This window comes from Pirellulales bacterium, assembly GCA_019694435.1.
Taxonomy (GTDB): Bacteria; Planctomycetota; Planctomycetia; order Pirellulales; family JAEUIK01; genus JAIBBZ01.
In genome coordinates this window covers 56,654-72,403 of sequence record JAIBBZ010000013.1, presented here as the reverse complement: position 1 = coordinate 72,403, position 15,750 = coordinate 56,654, and the positions used below count along the sequence as shown (strand labels likewise).

Below are 15,750 nucleotides of genomic sequence, written 5' to 3'. Positions count from 1 at the left end.
CCTCAGTCTTCGACCGTCGTGCAGTGCGGCCCGAACAGTTCGAGGACCAGCTCGGCGACCGTGTCCAGGGGGCGCTCGGTGCCCATCTGCGCCAGCTCGGCCCAGAGCCGCGCCCCGGCCTGCACGGTCGGTTCAAGATGCGGCGGGCAGGTGAATTGAAACTGGGCATCCGGCCGCAAGGCCGTGAACCGCTGCCGCAAGGCCGCCGGCACGGCCGCCATTTCGCGCACGGTGACGAAATCGGCCTGGCCCACCAGCAGCGGATTGTCGCGCCCGACAATCATCGACCGCTCGTCTTCTTTGTAGATCACCACCGGCTTCCCGAGCATCCACGCCATGGTCAATTCGGCCACGCCGCCCTCGTCGGGTACGCGGCCGTTCATGTTGAACACCAGCGCCCCGCAACCGACCAGCACCTGGTAGACGTCCAGCGCGAAGACGGCCGAATGGACGATCTGCCCGACCACGGCCGGCTCGTGGCCTTGGGCCGCCAACAGGGGCCGGACACGGGCAAACTCCATCCCGTCGGCATGCGGTACGAAGGCTTCAAACCCGGCGCCGGTCAAGACGTCGGCCAGGTGTTCCATTTCCAGGCGTTCGGCCCGATTGAACAGCGGGCCCGCACAATAGACTCGACGCGGGAAACGATGCGGCTCGATCAGCAGCGGCTGGCGATCCATAGGCGATTGCTTCGCGTGCGCCGCAACTTCGAGCTTTGCGGCGCGGGCGACCTCCGTGCGGCCCGGGAGAAATCCTTCGATTCGTAGGGTAACCTACCGGGATGCAATTCGACGTGCAAGAACATCGGCCATCGGGAATAGCGACGCGCTGGGCCGACTTCTCGCAGTTTGTCCGCGGGGGGTTGCTGTGCATCGCGCTGGCGGCGGCGCTCGGCGCCGATGCCCGGGGCGACGTGCCCGTGGCCGGTCGCTTCGAAGTCGCCTTGCCTGCCGGCATCGAGGCGCCGGATGCAGGACGATTGTTCGTGTTTCTGTCCGCGCGCGCCGCGCCGGAGCCCAGACTGGGCCCCAATTGGTTCAAGCCGGAGCCGTTCTTCGGCATCGACGTTGAAGGGTGGGCAGCGGGCCAACACGTCGTCGTCGACCGGCAGGCCGACGGCTATCCGGCCACACTCGATCAACTGCCGTCGGGCACCTACTTCGCCCAGGCCGTGCTGCACACGTCGTTCGATTCGCCCTTTCCCGGGCGCGGCGCGGGAAACCTGTATTCGCAGCCACGGGAGTTTCGTTTCGATGCCGCGTCGGAGGAGTGCCTGGTGTTGGAACTCAGCGAGACAGTCGCCGAAGAACCGTTTCCCGCTTCGGACCGGTTGGAAGAGATCGTCCTGCCCAGCGAATTGCTGTCGCGATTTGCCGGGCGGACGGTCGTTCAGCGCGCCGCCATCGCGCTGCCCGAAAGCTACGCCGATTCGCCCGAGCGGCGCTATGGCGTGATTTATGAAATCCCCGGATTCGGGGGCAGCCACCGCACGGCAACGCGCTATCTGGCCACGCCCGCGACCTCGCATGACGCGACAGAGCCAGGCGACTCGCCACGGCCCGCGGAGTTCATTCGCGTCCTGCTCGCGGGGCAGTGCGCCTGGGGTCACCACGTGTACGCCGACAGTGCTACGAACGGACCGCGAGCGACGGCGCTGGTCGAAGAGTTGATCCCGTACATCGACGCCCATTACCGCACGATTGCCGAGCCAACCGCACGGTTCCTCACCGGCCACAGTTCGGGCGGTTGGGCCAGCTTGTGGCTCCAGGTGCGCTATCCCGGCACGTTCGGCGGGGTGTGGAGCACCGCGCCCGACCCTGTCGATTTTCGCGACTATCAAGGCGTCGACCTGTACGCGACACCGCCGCAGAGTCTGTATGTCGATCCGTCCGGGATGCGGCGCCCGATCGCCCGGCGGGCGGGCAAACCGGTGCTCTGGTACGACGATTTCGCGCGGATGGACGACGTATTGAAACGGGGCGGCCAGTTGCGCTCGTTCGAGGCCGTTTTCAGTCCACGCGGGCCCGACGGCGAACCCTTGCGGCTATGGGATCGCACCACGGGACGCATCGATCCCGCGATCGCGACAGCGTGGGAGGCGTACGACATCCGCCTGGTGCTTGAGCGCAACTGGGACACGCTCGGGCCCTTGCTGGCAGGCAAACTGCACGTCATCGCCGCGGGACTCGACACGTTCTATCTCGACGGCGCCGTGCGGCGCCTCGCAGAGTCGCTCGATGAACTCGGCAGCGATGCCGTGATCGAGGTCGACGAAGACAAGGACCACGCCACGCTCTTGAATCCAGCGCTACGCGCGCGGATCCTCACCGAAATCACCGAGACGTTTCACGTGCATCACCCCCTGCCAGAGCCGGCGCAGGCCGCGCCCTGACGCGCCCTTCGACCAACGGGCCCTGCTTACAACGGTCAGGTCCGCTAGCCGGTCACCCAGGTGGGCGGAAACAGCGCAGCGCAGTAGCCGAGCACAATCGTCAACAAGGCATAAAAGCCGTAGTGCACGGCCGCAGTGCCGAAGTCGAAATCGAAGGTGGCGAAGGCCGCCGTGGCGCCGGCCAAAAAGAACGGCGGGACGATAAACATCCACACCCACAGCTCCGGCCGTTCGACGTAGATCGGCAGCAGCCAGGCAAATGCTGCCCAGGTGACCGTATAGACCAGGCCGCAGATCGCCCCGCGAATCCACAACGACCAACCGCGATAGGGCTCCAACTCGGCATTGCGCAATAGCGCGTAACAGCCCACGGCAATCGCCGGCGAAATCAGCACCAGCCCCACGGCGGGAACCACCACTGGCACCGCCGGCATGAAGCGGAGCAAGACGGCCAGGACGACAACGGCCAGGCTACCGACGACGACGGCGAAGACCGTAACCGGGTTGAACTTCGTCTCCTGCCGCGCGATCGGCTTGGTCGACGGGCGCCCTTTCGAGTCCTTTCCGCCCGAGGCGTGCTCCTCGGGGACATGGATCTTGATCTCTTCCGCAGTCGCCGCCGGAATGTTGATCGTGGTCTTGCAGCGCGGACAAGGGCCCTGTTTGCCCGCGAATTTGTCACTGACGCGAAAACTCGCCTTGCAGCCGGGGCAAACGACCGGAATGGGCATGCAACCACTCGAAGGACGCGTCGAATTCCTGAAATCGAAGGCGCCAGTTTGGCACGGCCGCGCCGCATGAGCAAGCGTTGTCGCCGCCGAGTGCGGCGCGTACGATGCGGCTGCTGCTTTTCCCGTGGCGATCGTTCAAGGGCGCGTGCGCATGTCCGAGCAAAAGCTCCTCTTTCTTTGCCCTTCGGGCCATCAATTGCACGGTCCGTTGAGCCTTGCAGGACGCGCGGGGCAATGCCCGCATTGCGGCGTGCGGTTCCGCATTCCCACGCTCGAGGAGATGGCCGCGGCCGAGGAAGAGGTCTCCGCTGCGCCGCCAGAAGAGCAACCCGGCGAAACGTCGGAGGAACAAGCTGAAGAGTTCATGCCACCGCCGATCGAGGAATTCGCCGAGGGCGAGCTGATCGAAAACATCGAAATCGTCGAGGAAGAGGTGGTCGGCGGCGATTGGGAGCCAGCGACGGCATCCCCCGTCGCCTGGCCGCATTCAATGGCCGTGGCCTTCGAAGAACTTTGGCCACTCAAGGCCGCCGGCGTCACCGTAGAGATCCACCTGCGCTCGAACGAGACACTCACGCCCGATCATTACGCCGCGAGTCTTTCGCAGCGTGCCGTCGGCGTGTTCGCCGTGCGCGATGAAAGCGGCCTGTATACGCTGGCCGCGATTCCCTGGGATCAGGTCCGCCGCGTCGATGTGCGCGGCGTCGACGCGCTGCCCGAAAACCTGTTCGAATAACCCAGCCTGCGGGCCGGCGTACGCGGCTCCCTAGCGCAGCACAAGACCAAGACCTGACGCCGCCACAGGCAGGCGCCGCGGCTATTCGTCGTCGTCCTGCAGATCGCCCTCGGTCACCATGTTGAACCGCTTCGAAGCGAGCGTCGCCAAACCCGCTTCCAGGTTGTCGACCATCAGCGCCACGACGGGCAGGCCGCGTGGGCGGCTCAGCAGCGGGTAGACCTGCACGATGTTGACTTCGGCCTCGAGCAATGCCTTGCACACCCGGAGCAGCGAATGAGGTCCCGGCGGCAACTCCACCCCGATCAGATCGCTCTCGATCAAGGCCAAGCCGGCGCGCTCGAGTATCTCGCGTCCTTGCTCAGGATGGCTGAGCAGGAACCGGGCAAACGCACACTCGGCCGAGTCGGTGACGCTGAGGGCCACGATCCGCACTCGGCTTCCCTCGAAACGTCGGACCACCTCGAGAAGCTGCCCGACCCGGTTTTCCAGAAACACCGTAAACTGGCGAATCGTCGGGTAGTTCCGTCCCCGCATCGTCGCCAGATCCGTGTCGTCGCTGTCGCCAATGCTCATGATCCATCCTTCCAGGGCGGACGTCCCGACCGGGTGGACGCACAGGGGGGCGTCCGCGCACCGGGCGTTGCAGCCACGGGCTCCAATGACGATAAATTTATGCCGCATCGGCAGTTCCGTCAACGCTAGCTGATCGCGACCGCAGCCCTCGCGGCGCATCGCCAAGAAAGGACTCGCCCTCGATGTCTGAGCCGACTGTGGACGGCGATACGCCTGAAAATCGGCCGCCCTCGCTGCCGGAAGTGGTGCATCGCGAGCACGAAATTGAAATTCGCGTGCGCTACCAGGAGACCGACGCGATGGGCGTGGTCCACCACGCCAACTATTTCACGTACTTCGAGATGGGCCGCACCGAATTGCTGCGCGCCAATGGACTCGCCTATCGTGCCGTCGAGGAAGCCGGGTTGCTCATGGTGGTCGTGCGGATCAATGCCCGATTCCACCGGCCAGCGCGGTACGACGACGTGCTCCGCCTCTGCACACGGACCTCCCGGGTCTCGGCCGCCAAGATCGAACACGAGTATCGGATCTTTCGCGGTGCAGAGCTGTTAGCCGAAGGGGCCAGCACGCTGGCCTGCGTCGACCGTGAAGGCAGCATTCAACGCGTGCCGGAATGGCTGCGCACCGAGTGAGCTTCGGGCACGGCCGACGGGCGGACGCTAATCGCGCAGCCCCACGGAGCGCATCAGTCGTTCCGTTTCGCGGTAGGCCTCTTCGACCCAGGCCACAATCTGATCCGGTTCGGGAGAGTATTCGAGTTCGATCGAAATCGAACCGTCGATCCCCAACGCCTGGATCTCGCGCAGGTAGGGTTCGAACGGCACCACCCCGCGCCCCGGCGGCAGATCGCCGTGGATCTGGCCATTGCAGTCGGACAGGTGGACATGGGCGGCACGCCCGCGCAAGCGGCGCAGTTCCTCGGGCGCGACGTGCGACAGCACCAGATGGGAGATGTCGACATTGGCCCGCACGTTCGCGAGCCCTACGTCGTCGAGCATGCGCACCATCGTGTCGATATCGTTGACGAGCGACAGCCGAAATGGCTCGAGTTCCAACGCGATTTCAAGCCCCAGATCGGCAGCGTAAATGCCCAGCTCGCGCAGCCGTGCCACGGCCGTTTGCCACTGTTCGGCCGGGGCAATCACTTCTTGTTGCCAGACATATTCACCCAGCACCAGCAACACGTTCCGTGCCCGATATTCGTAAGCCAGATCGAGAAACGCCCGGACCCGGGCCACGTGGAACTTTTGCACGCTGGGATTGAAGTCGATCAAGCCGAGGGCCACACAGCACAACGAGACGATCGGCAGTTCGAGCCGTGCGCATTCGTCCCGAATCAGCCTCCGCTCGCGAGCGCCCATTTCCAGCGGATCGGCAAACAGATCGATCGTGTCGAAGCCGATTTCCTTGGTCTTGCGCAGGCCGAACTCCACCGGCTGGCCGGCTTGTACCCAGGCCGAGTTGATGAGTCCCAGTTTCATCGCCGTCGGCCCTCGCCTCGCTACCGGAACAATCGCCGCGTATCCCCGTGGGTCGCAATCGTAGTGCGCCCTGGCCCCAGGCTCAACTTGCCGCGTTCACGACGTGTCGCGAGCGACGGTATATTGCTCGCCATGTTGCGCATCTGGCTGGGTATCCTTGCACTGGCATTCCTGGGGTCCATCCTCGGCCACAGCGGCGTGCTGCCTGCCGCGCTGGCGGCCGTGGTCAGCGGCGCGTCGGAGTTTGTGTTGTCGCTGATCTGCCCGCTGTGGCTGATGACGTTGTTCCTGATGCCGGGCCTCTACCAGGAATCGCTCCGCTCGGCGCAGATGTGGTTCGAGCGGCTGCGCGGCGCGGGCGACCAAATCGACGATTTGCAGCGCAAGATCGCCCACATGGACAAGCCGCATCACATGCTGCAGCTTGCGCAGGTTTATCTGAAGCATGGCAATCTGGCCAAGGCACGGCGTTGGTTCGAGTCCTGCCTGCAGCGCGAGCCGGAGCAGCTCGACGCGCAATATGGCCTGGCACAATGTCGCTTCGCGCGCGGCGAATACGCCGAGGCTGCCGAGCTGTACGAGCGCGTGTATGCGACCAAGCCGGAACACGACTATGGCGCCACGTATCTGCGACTCGCCCAATCGCAATTGCGGTGCGGCAACTCGGACCGTGCCCGGGAAGTGCTCCACCAGATGCTGCGGTTCTATCCCGGTCATCCCGAGGCGAGCTATGAGCAGGCCCTGTTGCAGGAGGCGGCCGGCCAGCACGACGAAGCTCGCCGCTTGATGGAAGAGGTCGTGTTCAGCGTGCGTCACAGCCCGCGCTTTCAGCGCCGCCGCAACCGGCATTGGCTCATGAAGGCCCGGATGTGGCTGTGGCGCCATGGGCGCGGGTAGTCAGGGCCCCGCCGCACCATCGCTCGGAACACCCCAAGGTTTGCCCGCCTCGAACTGTGCGAGACGCGCTGCGAGTTCGCCCTGCAATCGGGCGTCGGTGTTCAAGGCCAGCGCCTGCCGGCAGGTCTCGACCGCCTGGGCGTATTGACCGGCGGCGGCGTAGGCCACGGCCAAGGTATCAAGCAAAGTCGGTTGGCGCATCTGGGTCTCCTGGCAAAGCGCCTCGGCCAGCTTCAAGGCGCCTTGGGGATCCCGCACCGCCCGATCGCGGCTCGTGGCCATGAGCCATGCAAGGCTGTTGCGCAGCTTCAGGTTCTGCGGGTCGAGTTGCAGGGCGGTACGCAACTCAACCGCCGCCGCGCGATCGTCCCCTGTTGCCTGATAGGCCGCGATGAGCTGCACGCGCGGAGTGAGCTGTTGGGGCAACTGCTCGACGAGAAACCGGAGCAGGAAGATGCCCCCCTGCGGCTGGCCGAGGCGCAGAGCGTCGGCCGCGAGTCCTGGAATCGCGGCGAGCGTCACCGTATCGAGGCGTACGGCCGCGACCAACAACTGCCGCGCTTGCGTCTCGTCGCCGCGCTGTGCTGCGATCAGCGCGAGATTGAGCGGAAACATCGGCTGGCGCGCGTCGATCTGCCGACCATCGGCAAAATACTGCTGCGCGGCGTCGAGCTGGCCGCGCGCCAACATGGCGCGCCCGAGGTGATGGTAAACCTCGGGGATTCGGCGGTCCTCCTTCATGGCCGCTCGCCAGAGCTTTACCGCGTCGTCGAGGCGCCCCTGGCCGCTCAACTCGGTCCCCACGTTGAAGAGGGTCACCGCATCGTCATCGAAGCGCGGCAGGTCGACCGGCACATTGCAGAACACGAGCCCCAGCAACCCCAACGCGACCCCCGTGGCCGTTTCCCAGATAGGCCATGCCTGCAAACTCCGCACGCGCTCGACGAGCGTCACGCCACCCGCTGCAGCAAACAAGGTCAAGGCCGGCGCCAGCGGATAGCGGTAGCGCGCGAAGACGTAAAACAGGGCCACCGCGGCGGCCATTCCGAGAATCACCAGGTACAGCACCGCCAGTCGTCGATACGCGCGGCGCGTGAACCAAATGCCGGCCAGCGCCAGCGGCGTCAGCGTGCCGAAATGCCATACGGGGCTCAGCAGGCCGAGTACCCGGGAATAGCGGGCGTGCGTATAGAGGCTTTCCGAATCGATCAATTCGTGACCATTGAAGGTCCACAGCCATTTGCGCCACAACAGCGAACACCAGCGGCCCGGTGCCGCGCCGATGTCGCTGATCGCACGGTGCAACCAATAGCGCGAGATTTCCGCCGGGGTCAGTTCGTGTCCCGCGGCACGTTCGGCCAATTGCCGGGCGTCTTCGCGTTCGAAGCGCGGATCGCCACGGCCCGGCCGTAGCGAATCGTAGGTGCCGTTTGCCTCGGCCCGGTTACCGATGTAGAAGTTCGGTCCCAATTGCGAAGTGGTCAGGGCAAACATGCCGCCGACGCGGTAGTTGCGCGCCCCCACCGGCACTAACACCAGTGCGATGCCGACGAGGAACGCGGCGCTCCAGCCGACGGTTGCCCAGGGTCGACGCGGCCACGAAAGCCACACCAGCCAGCCGAGCAGAATCGGCGCAAGCACTGCGGCGTTCTCGCGATTGAGCGTCGTCGCCCCGACAAGGACGCCGGCCAACCCAAACCGCCATCCGCGCGGCCGATCTTGGACCGAAGCCAGCACCCACAACAGCGCCGACATCAAGAGCAAGTCGAGCGAGGCCTTTTGCAAAATCCCGTCGAAGAAGATTGCCGGCGGAAACGCGGCCAGCATCAAGCCTGCGACCAGTCCGGCGCGTCGATCGAACCAGGCCGCTCCGGCCCGCGACAGAAACACGCACGCCGTCGCGCCGCACAGCGCCTGGGCGATGCGGACGACCCAGTAGTCGTGGCCGAAGCACCGATACAGCCCGGCCAGGAGGTACGGATACAGAGGCGTCTGGTAGAACACCTCCTTGCCAATCCAATCGCCGCCGACAATTGTCTGGGCCCAAGCGTCGTATTGGCGCGGATCGGAAATGAGCACCTGGTAGATCAGCGTGCCGCTCATTTGCCACAGATGTACCCCGCGCAGAACCAAGGCGACGGCGAACACGACGGCCACGTCGACCCAGACGGGCAACGAACGAGGCGGCGGCGAGCTCTCGCCGGCCGATGGCAACTCCAGGCGACGCGCGGCGCTACGTGATTTGCGGCTCATGAATCCCTGTTCGATCGCTCCGGGCCGCGAGTCTAACGGGACGGCAAATTGCCTCGCAAGCCTGCGAGCAGAACAAGGCTCACCGCCAGGCGCAATGCGCCCGGCGGACGAACACATTGCTGCAAGCTCGCGCCGCGTGGCCGCATGCAGGTGGGCGGTGAGGGACTCGAACCCCCGACATCCACGGTGTAAACGTGGCGCTCTAGCCGACTGAGCTAACCGCCCAAGGTGACACGCAGCGAACCATCTGCGGTGGCACGAGGCAATCCTAGGTTGCCTGCGCGCAACCTGTCAAACGCTGCGCGACGCCACTCGTCGCGAGGGCCGATTGCGGCGGGGAACTCCACCTGCGCCCCTGTGCGATCGGCGCGGTCGAGCGCTATAATGCCCCCCTTGCACGACATCGGCCGCATGTCCGCGTCGATTGCTCCCTGCCTTGCACCGCGCTTCGAGCCGCTTTCGCATGCTTCACGGTCTGTTGGTCACTTTGCTCAACGTCTTGACGGCGGCGCATCTGCTGGCGGTGAACCTCGCGACGGCGGGTCCTCTCGTCGCACAGTGGCTGCATCGGCGCGAGCGGCGTAACGGTGACTTGGCCGCGGGCCTGACCGGCCGGCGACTGATCGCGCAGTCGCTGTTGGCGCTCGTGTGGAGCGTGCTGTTCGGGCTGCTGGGCGTAGGGCTCCTGGCCTGGCTCTATCCACGCGCTTGGTTCGACACGTTGCTCCAAGTACCCGCTCGACGCCTCTGGTTCGGCGCCATCGAACTCGTGTTTTCAGGAGTCTGTCTCCTGGCGTATCTCTACGGTTGGCAGCGATTTAGCTATCGCTCGGCGTGGGGTTGGCTGCATGCGGCCTTGCCTGCGTTGGCTGCGACGAACCTGGCCTATCACTTCGCAGGCTTGTTCGCCATTGTCGCCGTGGCGGCGACCGATGCGGGCTTGTCGTCCGAGCACTTTGACTTTCTGACGCTGGTCTCCAATCCCGAAGTCTTGAGCCGCGTGCTCCACAACGTGCTTTCGGCAGCGGCCGTCGCCGGGGTCGCGATGATGCTGTTCGCCCGCGCGAGCGAGCGATATGGCGCGGCGAGCGCCGATGTCGCACGGCTCGTCACTTGGGGCGCCCGCGTCGCGTTAGTGCCCACGCTCTTACAAACGCTGGCCGGCATGCATTTGCTCCTGCAACTGCCCGAGGAATCGCGTAACCTGCTGCTGGGCGGCGATGTTCGGACAACGGCCATGTTCGGGCTTTCGATGGCGGCAGCCTTGGCCCTGGCCTATCAGCTTGCGACGACGGCACAAGGCGAGACCGAAGCCTCCGACGTGCGTCGCGCCGTGGGCTGGCTGCTGTGGACGGTGCTGTTGATGGTCGCCGCGCGACAAGCCGCGCGCGGTCCTGCCTTGGAGCGCCGAGAACGACCGCCTGCCGCCGCGCACTCAGACTTGAGTCCCAACGACAACTTGAAACTCGGCGCCTTGCCGCGAAGCACATCCACATGAGCCTGGAAATCATCACACTGCACGACGATGCGACCGGATCGAGCGCGAGCATCCTGCCTGGACGCGGGTTGAATTGCTACAGTTTTCAAAGCGTGCACGGCGGCAAGAAGACTGAAGCGCTCTGGTCGGTGCCTGATTTCGCCACTGGCGGCGGACGCGCGTCGGGCAGCGGCAATCCGCTGCTGTTTCCCTTCGCCGGTCGCCTGCGTGGCACTCGGTTTCGCTTTCGGGGCCGGACGTACGAGGTGCCTGCCGGCGACGCGCACGGCAACGCGATTCACGGCTTCGTGATCGATCGCCCTTGGGACGTAGTCGACCAATCGGCCACGCGTGTCGTCGCACGGTTCCAGGCGTCGAAGATCGAGCCGCAGATCCTCCGCATGTGGCCCGAGGATTTCCTGATTTCGATCACCTATGAATTGTCCGGGAACACGCTCGACATGCTGGTCGACGTGCAAAACCCCGGCTCAGGTCCGCTGCCGTTCGGCTTTGGCACGCATCCGTATTTTTGCGTCCCTCTCGGTGAGGGCGGCAAATCGTCGGCCTGCTCGATCAAGGTGCCTGCGGTCGGATACTGGGAGCTGGCCGAAATGATTCCGACGGGGCGCAAGCTGCCTCTGATCGGCGCGCGTAACATGACGGCCGGGCTGCCGTTCGACGAGGTCCGGCTCGACGACGTGCTCTGCAACCTGTCGTACGAAGGCGGCCTATGCGTGACCTCGATCGTAGACCGTGCCTCGGGCCGGACCATGGTGCAGACGTTTGGACCCGAATTCCGCGAGTGCGTGGTCTACACACCGCCGCATCGCGAGGCGATCTGCATCGAGCCGTATTCTTGTGCGCCGGACGCGTTTGCCTTGGCGGAACAAGGCATCGACGCCGGGATGACGATCCTCGAGCCCGGCCAGCGCTGGTCGGGGCGTGTGACGATTCGCGTCGATTAAGACTCGTCGTGCCCCCCTGCATGGTCCGCAAAAAAGCCGGGCGAGCGGCCGGTGGAACCCCGGCCGCTCGCCCGCGTGAATTCACGGACGTAACGCGAGAGGCAACGCTCGCGAGCTATTCGGCCGCCGGCTTGTTCTCAGCCGGAAGCTTGCCTTGCTTGATCAAGTCGCCAAACGTCGGCGAGCTCGGATCGTCCGGGTTGCTGTGCATTTCGGCGACTTTGTCGAGGGCGGCGCCCACCTTTTCGGCGTCCTTCTGATCTTTCTTCTCGACCAGCGGATCGAGCGCCATGCCGTAGGCGTTCTTCTTCTTTTTGTCCTTCTCATCCGAATGGCACACGCCGCAGCTCTTGACGGCCTTGACCGCTTCGGCGAAGGCCATCTCGGCGGGATCCTTGCTGTCCTTCTTGACGTACTTGTCCTCAAAAATCTTCTTGAAGCCGGGCAGGGCGAACGCCGTGTTGACGTTGGCACTCAACACGCTCACAACCGCCACAACGACGGCCAGGCTCAACGCGAACTTCCTCTTCATACCGACAAACTCCCATAAACATGTGTGGATGGTTGCGGACCGAGGTTTCCTCACGCTCGCGTCCGAAATCGCCCTGGTGGCGCTGCCGGCGAAAGGCAATCCCGCCCGCCGACAGTGGACAAGTAGCCAGTAGAATCCGAGTAATCCGGACAGTCAAGCAGCGGCAATTTGCCCCTGCCGAGCCGCCGCCTAACGCCGTAACCGCAATGAACACAATGACCTGCGTCGGGCAATGCAGGACGATCGCCGCGACTGCCATGGGCCTATTACGCAGCCCAGGCGAAGCCGGATCGATCAGAACTTTGGACCGCTACGACGATCGGCGGTCCAGCCGTGGATCAAGCGCGTCGCGCAAGCCGTCGCCCAGCAGATTGAAGCCGATCACAGCCAGGGCGATCGCCACGCCCGGCCCCAGCGCTCCCCAATGCAGCTTGCTCAGGTTGTCTTTGACGGTCGTGAGCATGTTGCCCCATTCGGGCGTCGTGGATTCACCGGCAATCCCCAGGAACGACAGCCCGGCCACTTCCAGAATGGCGGTGCCAAGCCCCAGCGTGGCGAGCACCGCCAGCGGGCTGACCAGCGCCGGCAGGACAACCCGCAACAGTAAGTAGGCTGGCGAAGCTCCGGCCGCTCGGGCTGCGGTCACATAGTCGAGATGCCGTACGGTCAGCACGGTTGCCCGGACTTGCCGACAAAAAATCGGGACGTTGATCAGCCCCACCGCCAGCATCACCGGAACCCAGCCGGGACTGAGCGCAGCCACGACCAACAGCGCCACGAGGATGCTCGGAAACGCCAGGATCACATCGATCGCCCGCATGACGAGCGTGTCGAGCCAGCCGCCGACGAAACCGGCCACGGCGCCGGCAGCGGTGCCGATCACCATCGCAACCAGTACGCTCACCGCGCCTGCGGCGAGTGACAATCGTGCCCCGTAGATCAGGCGACTGAAGAGGTCGCGCCCCACGGAATCGGTCCCCAGCCAGTGCGCGGCCGACGGAGGCTCGAACGGGTCGGCCACCAGCGCTTCGGGATTGAAGCTCGTGACCCCATCGGCCGCAACCGCCGCCAGGACCAACAGCATCACGATTGCCGCGCCGACCCAAGCCGAAGGGCTGCGAAACATGCGCCGCACCGCCCGCAGCCGCTGGTCCGCCCGGTCTTCGCCGGCCTCGTGCTTCGCGCCGTGTTCAGCCATCGATTTCTCCGCTTCCGCGCACGCGCGGATCGAGCACGGCGTACAGGGCATCGGCCGCCACATTGACGACGACGAACACCGCGGCGACGAGCAATACGCCGCCTTGAACGACGCTGAAATCGCTTACCTGGACTGCTTGAACCAGATGTCGCCCCAGCCCCGGCCAATCGAACACGCTTTCGGTCAATACGGCACCGGACAACAATTGCCCCGCCTGTAGCGCGGCGATGTTGGCCACCGGGATGGCCGCGTTGGGAAAGGCATGATGCAAGACCACGCGCAGGGGCGAGCCTCCTTTGGCCCGGGCTGTGCGAACGTAGTCGGCCGCCAACACTTCGATCATGGCCGCACGGGTCACCCGGGCCACGAGCGACGCGGGAATCGTGGCCAAGGCCAGCGCCGGCAGCAGTAGATGTTCGAGGGCACTGAGAAACACGTCGAATTGACCGCGCAGCAGACTTTCCAACGCAATGAACTGCGTCGTACCTACAAAGCTGGCGCCAGGCGGTAAGCGCCTCCCCGTCGGCAGATCACGGAACACGCTCATCAGGCAAATTCCCAGAAAGAACACCGGGACGCTGACGCCCAGCAGCGAGCCCGACGTGCAGACAAAATCGGGCCAGCGGTTACGCCAGACCGCCGCCGCGACGCCTGCACCAATGCCGATCGGCAGCGCCACGAGCAGCGCAGCCAGGGCCAACTCGACCGTCGCCGGAAAGGTGCGCGCCAGGCCCGCGGTCACCCGCTCCGGATAGAAGAATGACTCGCCCAGATCGCCGTCGCGCACCAGCCGGGAAACGAACGCCGCAAGTTGCTCCGGCAAAGGTCGATCCCAACCCTGCCGGGCCATTTCAGCGGCGACCTGATCGGGCACGGCGTGTTGTCCGAACCGCGCGAGCACGGGGTTATTGGGGAGCAGCCGGATGGCAATGAAGACGAGCACCAGCGCCACAAGCGTAGTCAGCACCACTTGCGCGGCGCGGCGCAGCAGAAACACGATCAAGGCGCCGCCCTCAAAAAATGCGCTTCGCGCAACCAGGCCAACGCCGTGGGATGGAGCCGATATCCTTGCAGTTCGACGCGCTGGGCAATGCGCGTGGTGGTATGGACGAGCGGCACCATCGGCGCGTCGGCAAAGATTTGTTCTTGGGCCTGGAAATAAAGCTCCTTGCGGCGATCAAGATCCCGCTCGCGCTTGGCGGCGAGCAACAGTTCGTGCACGGTCGCATTGCGGTAGCGGCAGATATTGTTGCCGCCGCGATCGTTGATGTTGTCCGAGTCGAGCAACTGGTAGAGAAAATTATCGGGATCAGTGTTGTCGCTGCTCCAGCCGGCGAGCGCCAACTGGTGTTCGCCGCCGGTCAGGCGTTTGAAGTGCAAAGACGTCTCGCTGGTGACGATCCGCAGTTCCAGGCCGATCGCGCGCAGCTGCTCCTTGATGAATGCGGCGGCTTCTTGCGGCTGTTGCAGATAAGGGCGCGGCGTGGCCATGACGAACAGATCGAGCGTCAAGGGCAATTGAAACGACGCCTCGCTCGCGGCTTGCTCGATGAGCGCCTTGGCTTTCGCGACGTCGAACGCACGATCTTTCAGGCCCGGGTGCGATCCCCACAATGTCGGCGGTACTGGAGTGAGGGCCGCCTGGGCATGGCCGGCATAGCACACGTCGATGAACCGGGCCTTGTTGATCGCGTGCCAGATGGCTTCGCGGACCTGCAGATTGTCCAGAGGCGGCTTATCGGCGTTGATCGCCAGGTACCCGATGTTGATGCCCGGCACTTCCTGCAGGCGAATGCCCGGGTGGGACGCCAGAGCATCCAACTCGGCCGGCGGCAGGTCGTCGGCCAGGTGAATTTCGCCGCGGTCGAGCTGCTTGACGCGGACGGCAGGCTCCTTGACTGGGACGAACACCACGCGATCGATTTGCGGTCGCCCGCGCCAATGTTCGGCATTGGCCTCGAGCACCAGTTCCTGTTGACGAACCCAACGGACGAACTTGAAGGGCCCGGTGCCCACGGGATTGACGCCAAAGCTGCGTCCATGACGTTTGACGGCCGTGGGACTGACGATCGAGGCGGGAAACATCGCGAGATTGGCCTCGAAGACCGCGCTGGGTTCCTTCAGCCGAAACTCGACCACCAGGGGCGCCACGGCCTTGACCTCGGCGATCGTGGCAAAATCCGGCGCGTACGGAATCAGCGGATCAAACACACCGGGATGGTTCGGCACGATCAGCCGCTCGAAGGTGAAAACCACGGCGTCGGCATCGCAAGGCGTGCCGTCGTGAAATCGCACGCCCTCGCGCAATTGAAATGTCCAGGTGAGCCCGTCGTCGCTGACCTTCCACGAGGTGGCCAGGCCGGGAACGAGCTGCGTCGAGTCGTCGGCATAAGCGATCAAAGTGTCGTACAGGTTGACGATCACCTTGACGCTTTCGCCGGTATCGACGTGGATCGGGTCGAGCTGGTCGCTTTCGCCGCCGCGACCATAGACGAGAACATTCTGGGGCTGT

General features: G+C 64.8%; 15 protein-coding genes and 1 tRNA gene. 6 read left to right on the top strand and 10 right to left on the bottom strand.

The window, feature by feature from the left end:
- Nucleotides 1-2: 2 nt before the first annotated feature.
- Nucleotides 3-680, bottom strand: coding sequence for a nucleoside 2-deoxyribosyltransferase (locus K1X74_11935; GenBank protein ID MBX7167030.1), 678 nt, complete (start codon nucleotides 678-680; stop codon nucleotides 3-5).
- Nucleotides 681-781: 101 nt separating this feature from the next.
- On the opposite strand from K1X74_11935, the gene K1X74_11930 reads away from it, so the two are divergent.
- Complete coding sequence (locus tag K1X74_11930; GenBank protein MBX7167029.1) at nucleotides 782-2,392, top strand: hypothetical protein; 1,611 nt, start codon at nucleotides 782-784, stop codon at nucleotides 2,390-2,392.
- Between the two features lie 44 nt (nucleotides 2,393-2,436).
- Here the strand turns inward: K1X74_11930 and K1X74_11925 are convergent, their stop codons facing one another.
- Nucleotides 2,437-3,123, bottom strand: a complete 687-nt coding sequence (locus K1X74_11925; protein MBX7167028.1) for a hypothetical protein — start codon at nucleotides 3,121-3,123, stop codon at nucleotides 2,437-2,439.
- 151 nt (nucleotides 3,124-3,274) lie between these two features.
- Here K1X74_11925 and K1X74_11920 point away from each other — a divergent pair, with 151 nt between their 5' ends.
- Complete coding sequence (locus K1X74_11920) at nucleotides 3,275-3,859, top strand: hypothetical protein (protein ID MBX7167027.1); 585 nt, start codon at nucleotides 3,275-3,277, stop codon at nucleotides 3,857-3,859.
- Nucleotides 3,860-3,940: 81 nt separating this feature from the next.
- Here the strand turns inward: K1X74_11920 and K1X74_11915 are convergent, their stop codons facing one another.
- Nucleotides 3,941-4,396: an acetolactate synthase gene (locus K1X74_11915; protein MBX7167026.1), complete on the bottom strand. Its 456-nt coding sequence runs from the start codon at nucleotides 4,394-4,396 to the stop codon at nucleotides 3,941-3,943.
- Nucleotides 4,397-4,617: 221 nt separating this feature from the next.
- Between K1X74_11915 and K1X74_11910 the strand changes: the two genes are divergently transcribed.
- Nucleotides 4,618-5,067, top strand: a complete 450-nt coding sequence (locus tag K1X74_11910) for an acyl-CoA thioesterase (protein MBX7167025.1) — start codon at nucleotides 4,618-4,620, stop codon at nucleotides 5,065-5,067.
- A gap of 27 nt (nucleotides 5,068-5,094) precedes the next feature.
- Here the strand turns inward: K1X74_11910 and K1X74_11905 are convergent, their stop codons facing one another.
- A complete protein-coding gene (locus K1X74_11905; GenBank protein MBX7167024.1) occupies nucleotides 5,095-5,916 on the bottom strand; it encodes a sugar phosphate isomerase/epimerase in 822 nt (273 codons plus the stop codon).
- Between the two features lie 132 nt (nucleotides 5,917-6,048).
- On the opposite strand from K1X74_11905, the gene K1X74_11900 reads away from it, so the two are divergent.
- Nucleotides 6,049-6,813 carry a tetratricopeptide repeat protein gene (locus K1X74_11900; protein MBX7167023.1) on the top strand — a complete coding sequence of 255 codons (765 nt, stop codon included), beginning with the start codon at nucleotides 6,049-6,051 and terminating at the stop codon, nucleotides 6,811-6,813.
- On the opposite strand, the gene K1X74_11895 is transcribed toward K1X74_11900, so the two are convergent.
- A complete protein-coding gene (locus K1X74_11895) occupies nucleotides 6,814-9,066 on the bottom strand; it encodes a glycosyltransferase family 39 protein (GenBank protein MBX7167022.1) in 2,253 nt (750 codons plus the stop codon).
- Between the two features lie 151 nt (nucleotides 9,067-9,217).
- A tRNA-Val gene (locus K1X74_11890) sits at nucleotides 9,218-9,291 on the bottom strand.
- 238 nt (nucleotides 9,292-9,529) lie between these two features.
- Here K1X74_11890 and K1X74_11885 point away from each other — a divergent pair.
- Both K1X74_11885 and K1X74_11880 read left to right on the top strand, forming a co-directional pair.
- Entirely contained in the window at nucleotides 9,530-10,564 is a 1,035-nt protein-coding gene (locus K1X74_11885) for a hypothetical protein (protein ID MBX7167021.1), read from the top strand.
- Nucleotides 10,561-11,508: an aldose 1-epimerase gene (locus K1X74_11880; GenBank protein ID MBX7167020.1), complete on the top strand. Its 948-nt coding sequence runs from the start codon at nucleotides 10,561-10,563 to the stop codon at nucleotides 11,506-11,508. Before K1X74_11885 ends, K1X74_11880 begins: the two co-directional genes overlap by 4 nt.
- Before the next feature lie 115 nt (nucleotides 11,509-11,623).
- Here the strand turns inward: K1X74_11880 and K1X74_11875 are convergent, their stop codons facing one another.
- The 4 genes from K1X74_11875 to K1X74_11860 all read right to left on the bottom strand — a co-directional run bounded on the left by K1X74_11875 (nucleotide 11,624) and on the right by K1X74_11860 (nucleotide 15,596).
- Nucleotides 11,624-12,040 (bottom strand): hypothetical protein, encoded by a 417-nt coding sequence (locus K1X74_11875; GenBank protein ID MBX7167019.1) that lies wholly within the window; start codon nucleotides 12,038-12,040, stop codon nucleotides 11,624-11,626.
- A gap of 310 nt (nucleotides 12,041-12,350) precedes the next feature.
- A complete protein-coding gene (locus tag K1X74_11870; GenBank protein ID MBX7167018.1) occupies nucleotides 12,351-13,238 on the bottom strand; it encodes an ABC transporter permease in 888 nt (295 codons plus the stop codon).
- A complete protein-coding gene (locus tag K1X74_11865; GenBank protein MBX7167017.1) occupies nucleotides 13,231-14,241 on the bottom strand; it encodes an ABC transporter permease in 1,011 nt (336 codons plus the stop codon). The genes K1X74_11870 and K1X74_11865 overlap by 8 nt, the downstream gene beginning before the upstream one ends.
- Complete coding sequence (locus K1X74_11860; GenBank protein MBX7167016.1) at nucleotides 14,238-15,596, bottom strand: ABC transporter substrate-binding protein; 1,359 nt, start codon at nucleotides 15,594-15,596, stop codon at nucleotides 14,238-14,240. Before K1X74_11860 ends, K1X74_11865 begins: the two co-directional genes overlap by 4 nt.
- Nucleotides 15,597-15,750 lie beyond the last annotated feature (154 nt).

Excerpts from the sequence above, each read along its gene's own strand:
- K1X74_11895 (MBX7167022.1), bottom strand. The coding sequence starts at position 9,066 with ATGAGCCGCAAATCACGTAGCGCCGCGCGTCGCCTGGAGTTGCCATCG.
- K1X74_11870 (MBX7167018.1), bottom strand. The coding sequence starts at position 13,238 with ATGGCTGAACACGGCGCGAAGCACGAGGCCGGCGAAGACCGGGCGGAC.
- K1X74_11875 (MBX7167019.1), bottom strand. The coding sequence starts at position 12,040 with ATGAAGAGGAAGTTCGCGTTGAGCCTGGCCGTCGTTGTGGCGGTTGTG.
- K1X74_11885 (MBX7167021.1), top strand. The coding sequence starts at position 9,530 with ATGCTTCACGGTCTGTTGGTCACTTTGCTCAACGTCTTGACGGCGGCG.
- K1X74_11905 (MBX7167024.1), bottom strand. The coding sequence starts at position 5,916 with ATGAAACTGGGACTCATCAACTCGGCCTGGGTACAAGCCGGCCAGCCG.
- K1X74_11900 (MBX7167023.1), top strand. The coding sequence starts at position 6,049 with ATGTTGCGCATCTGGCTGGGTATCCTTGCACTGGCATTCCTGGGGTCC.
- K1X74_11915 (MBX7167026.1), bottom strand. The coding sequence starts at position 4,396 with ATGCGGGGACGGAACTACCCGACGATTCGCCAGTTTACGGTGTTTCTG.
- K1X74_11935 (MBX7167030.1), bottom strand. The coding sequence starts at position 680 with ATGGATCGCCAGCCGCTGCTGATCGAGCCGCATCGTTTCCCGCGTCGA.
- K1X74_11920 (MBX7167027.1), top strand. The coding sequence starts at position 3,275 with ATGTCCGAGCAAAAGCTCCTCTTTCTTTGCCCTTCGGGCCATCAATTG.
- K1X74_11880 (MBX7167020.1), top strand. The coding sequence starts at position 10,561 with ATGAGCCTGGAAATCATCACACTGCACGACGATGCGACCGGATCGAGC.
- K1X74_11930 (MBX7167029.1), top strand. The coding sequence starts at position 782 with ATGCAATTCGACGTGCAAGAACATCGGCCATCGGGAATAGCGACGCGC.
- K1X74_11910 (MBX7167025.1), top strand. The coding sequence starts at position 4,618 with ATGTCTGAGCCGACTGTGGACGGCGATACGCCTGAAAATCGGCCGCCC.
- K1X74_11925 (MBX7167028.1), bottom strand. The coding sequence starts at position 3,123 with ATGCCCATTCCGGTCGTTTGCCCCGGCTGCAAGGCGAGTTTTCGCGTC.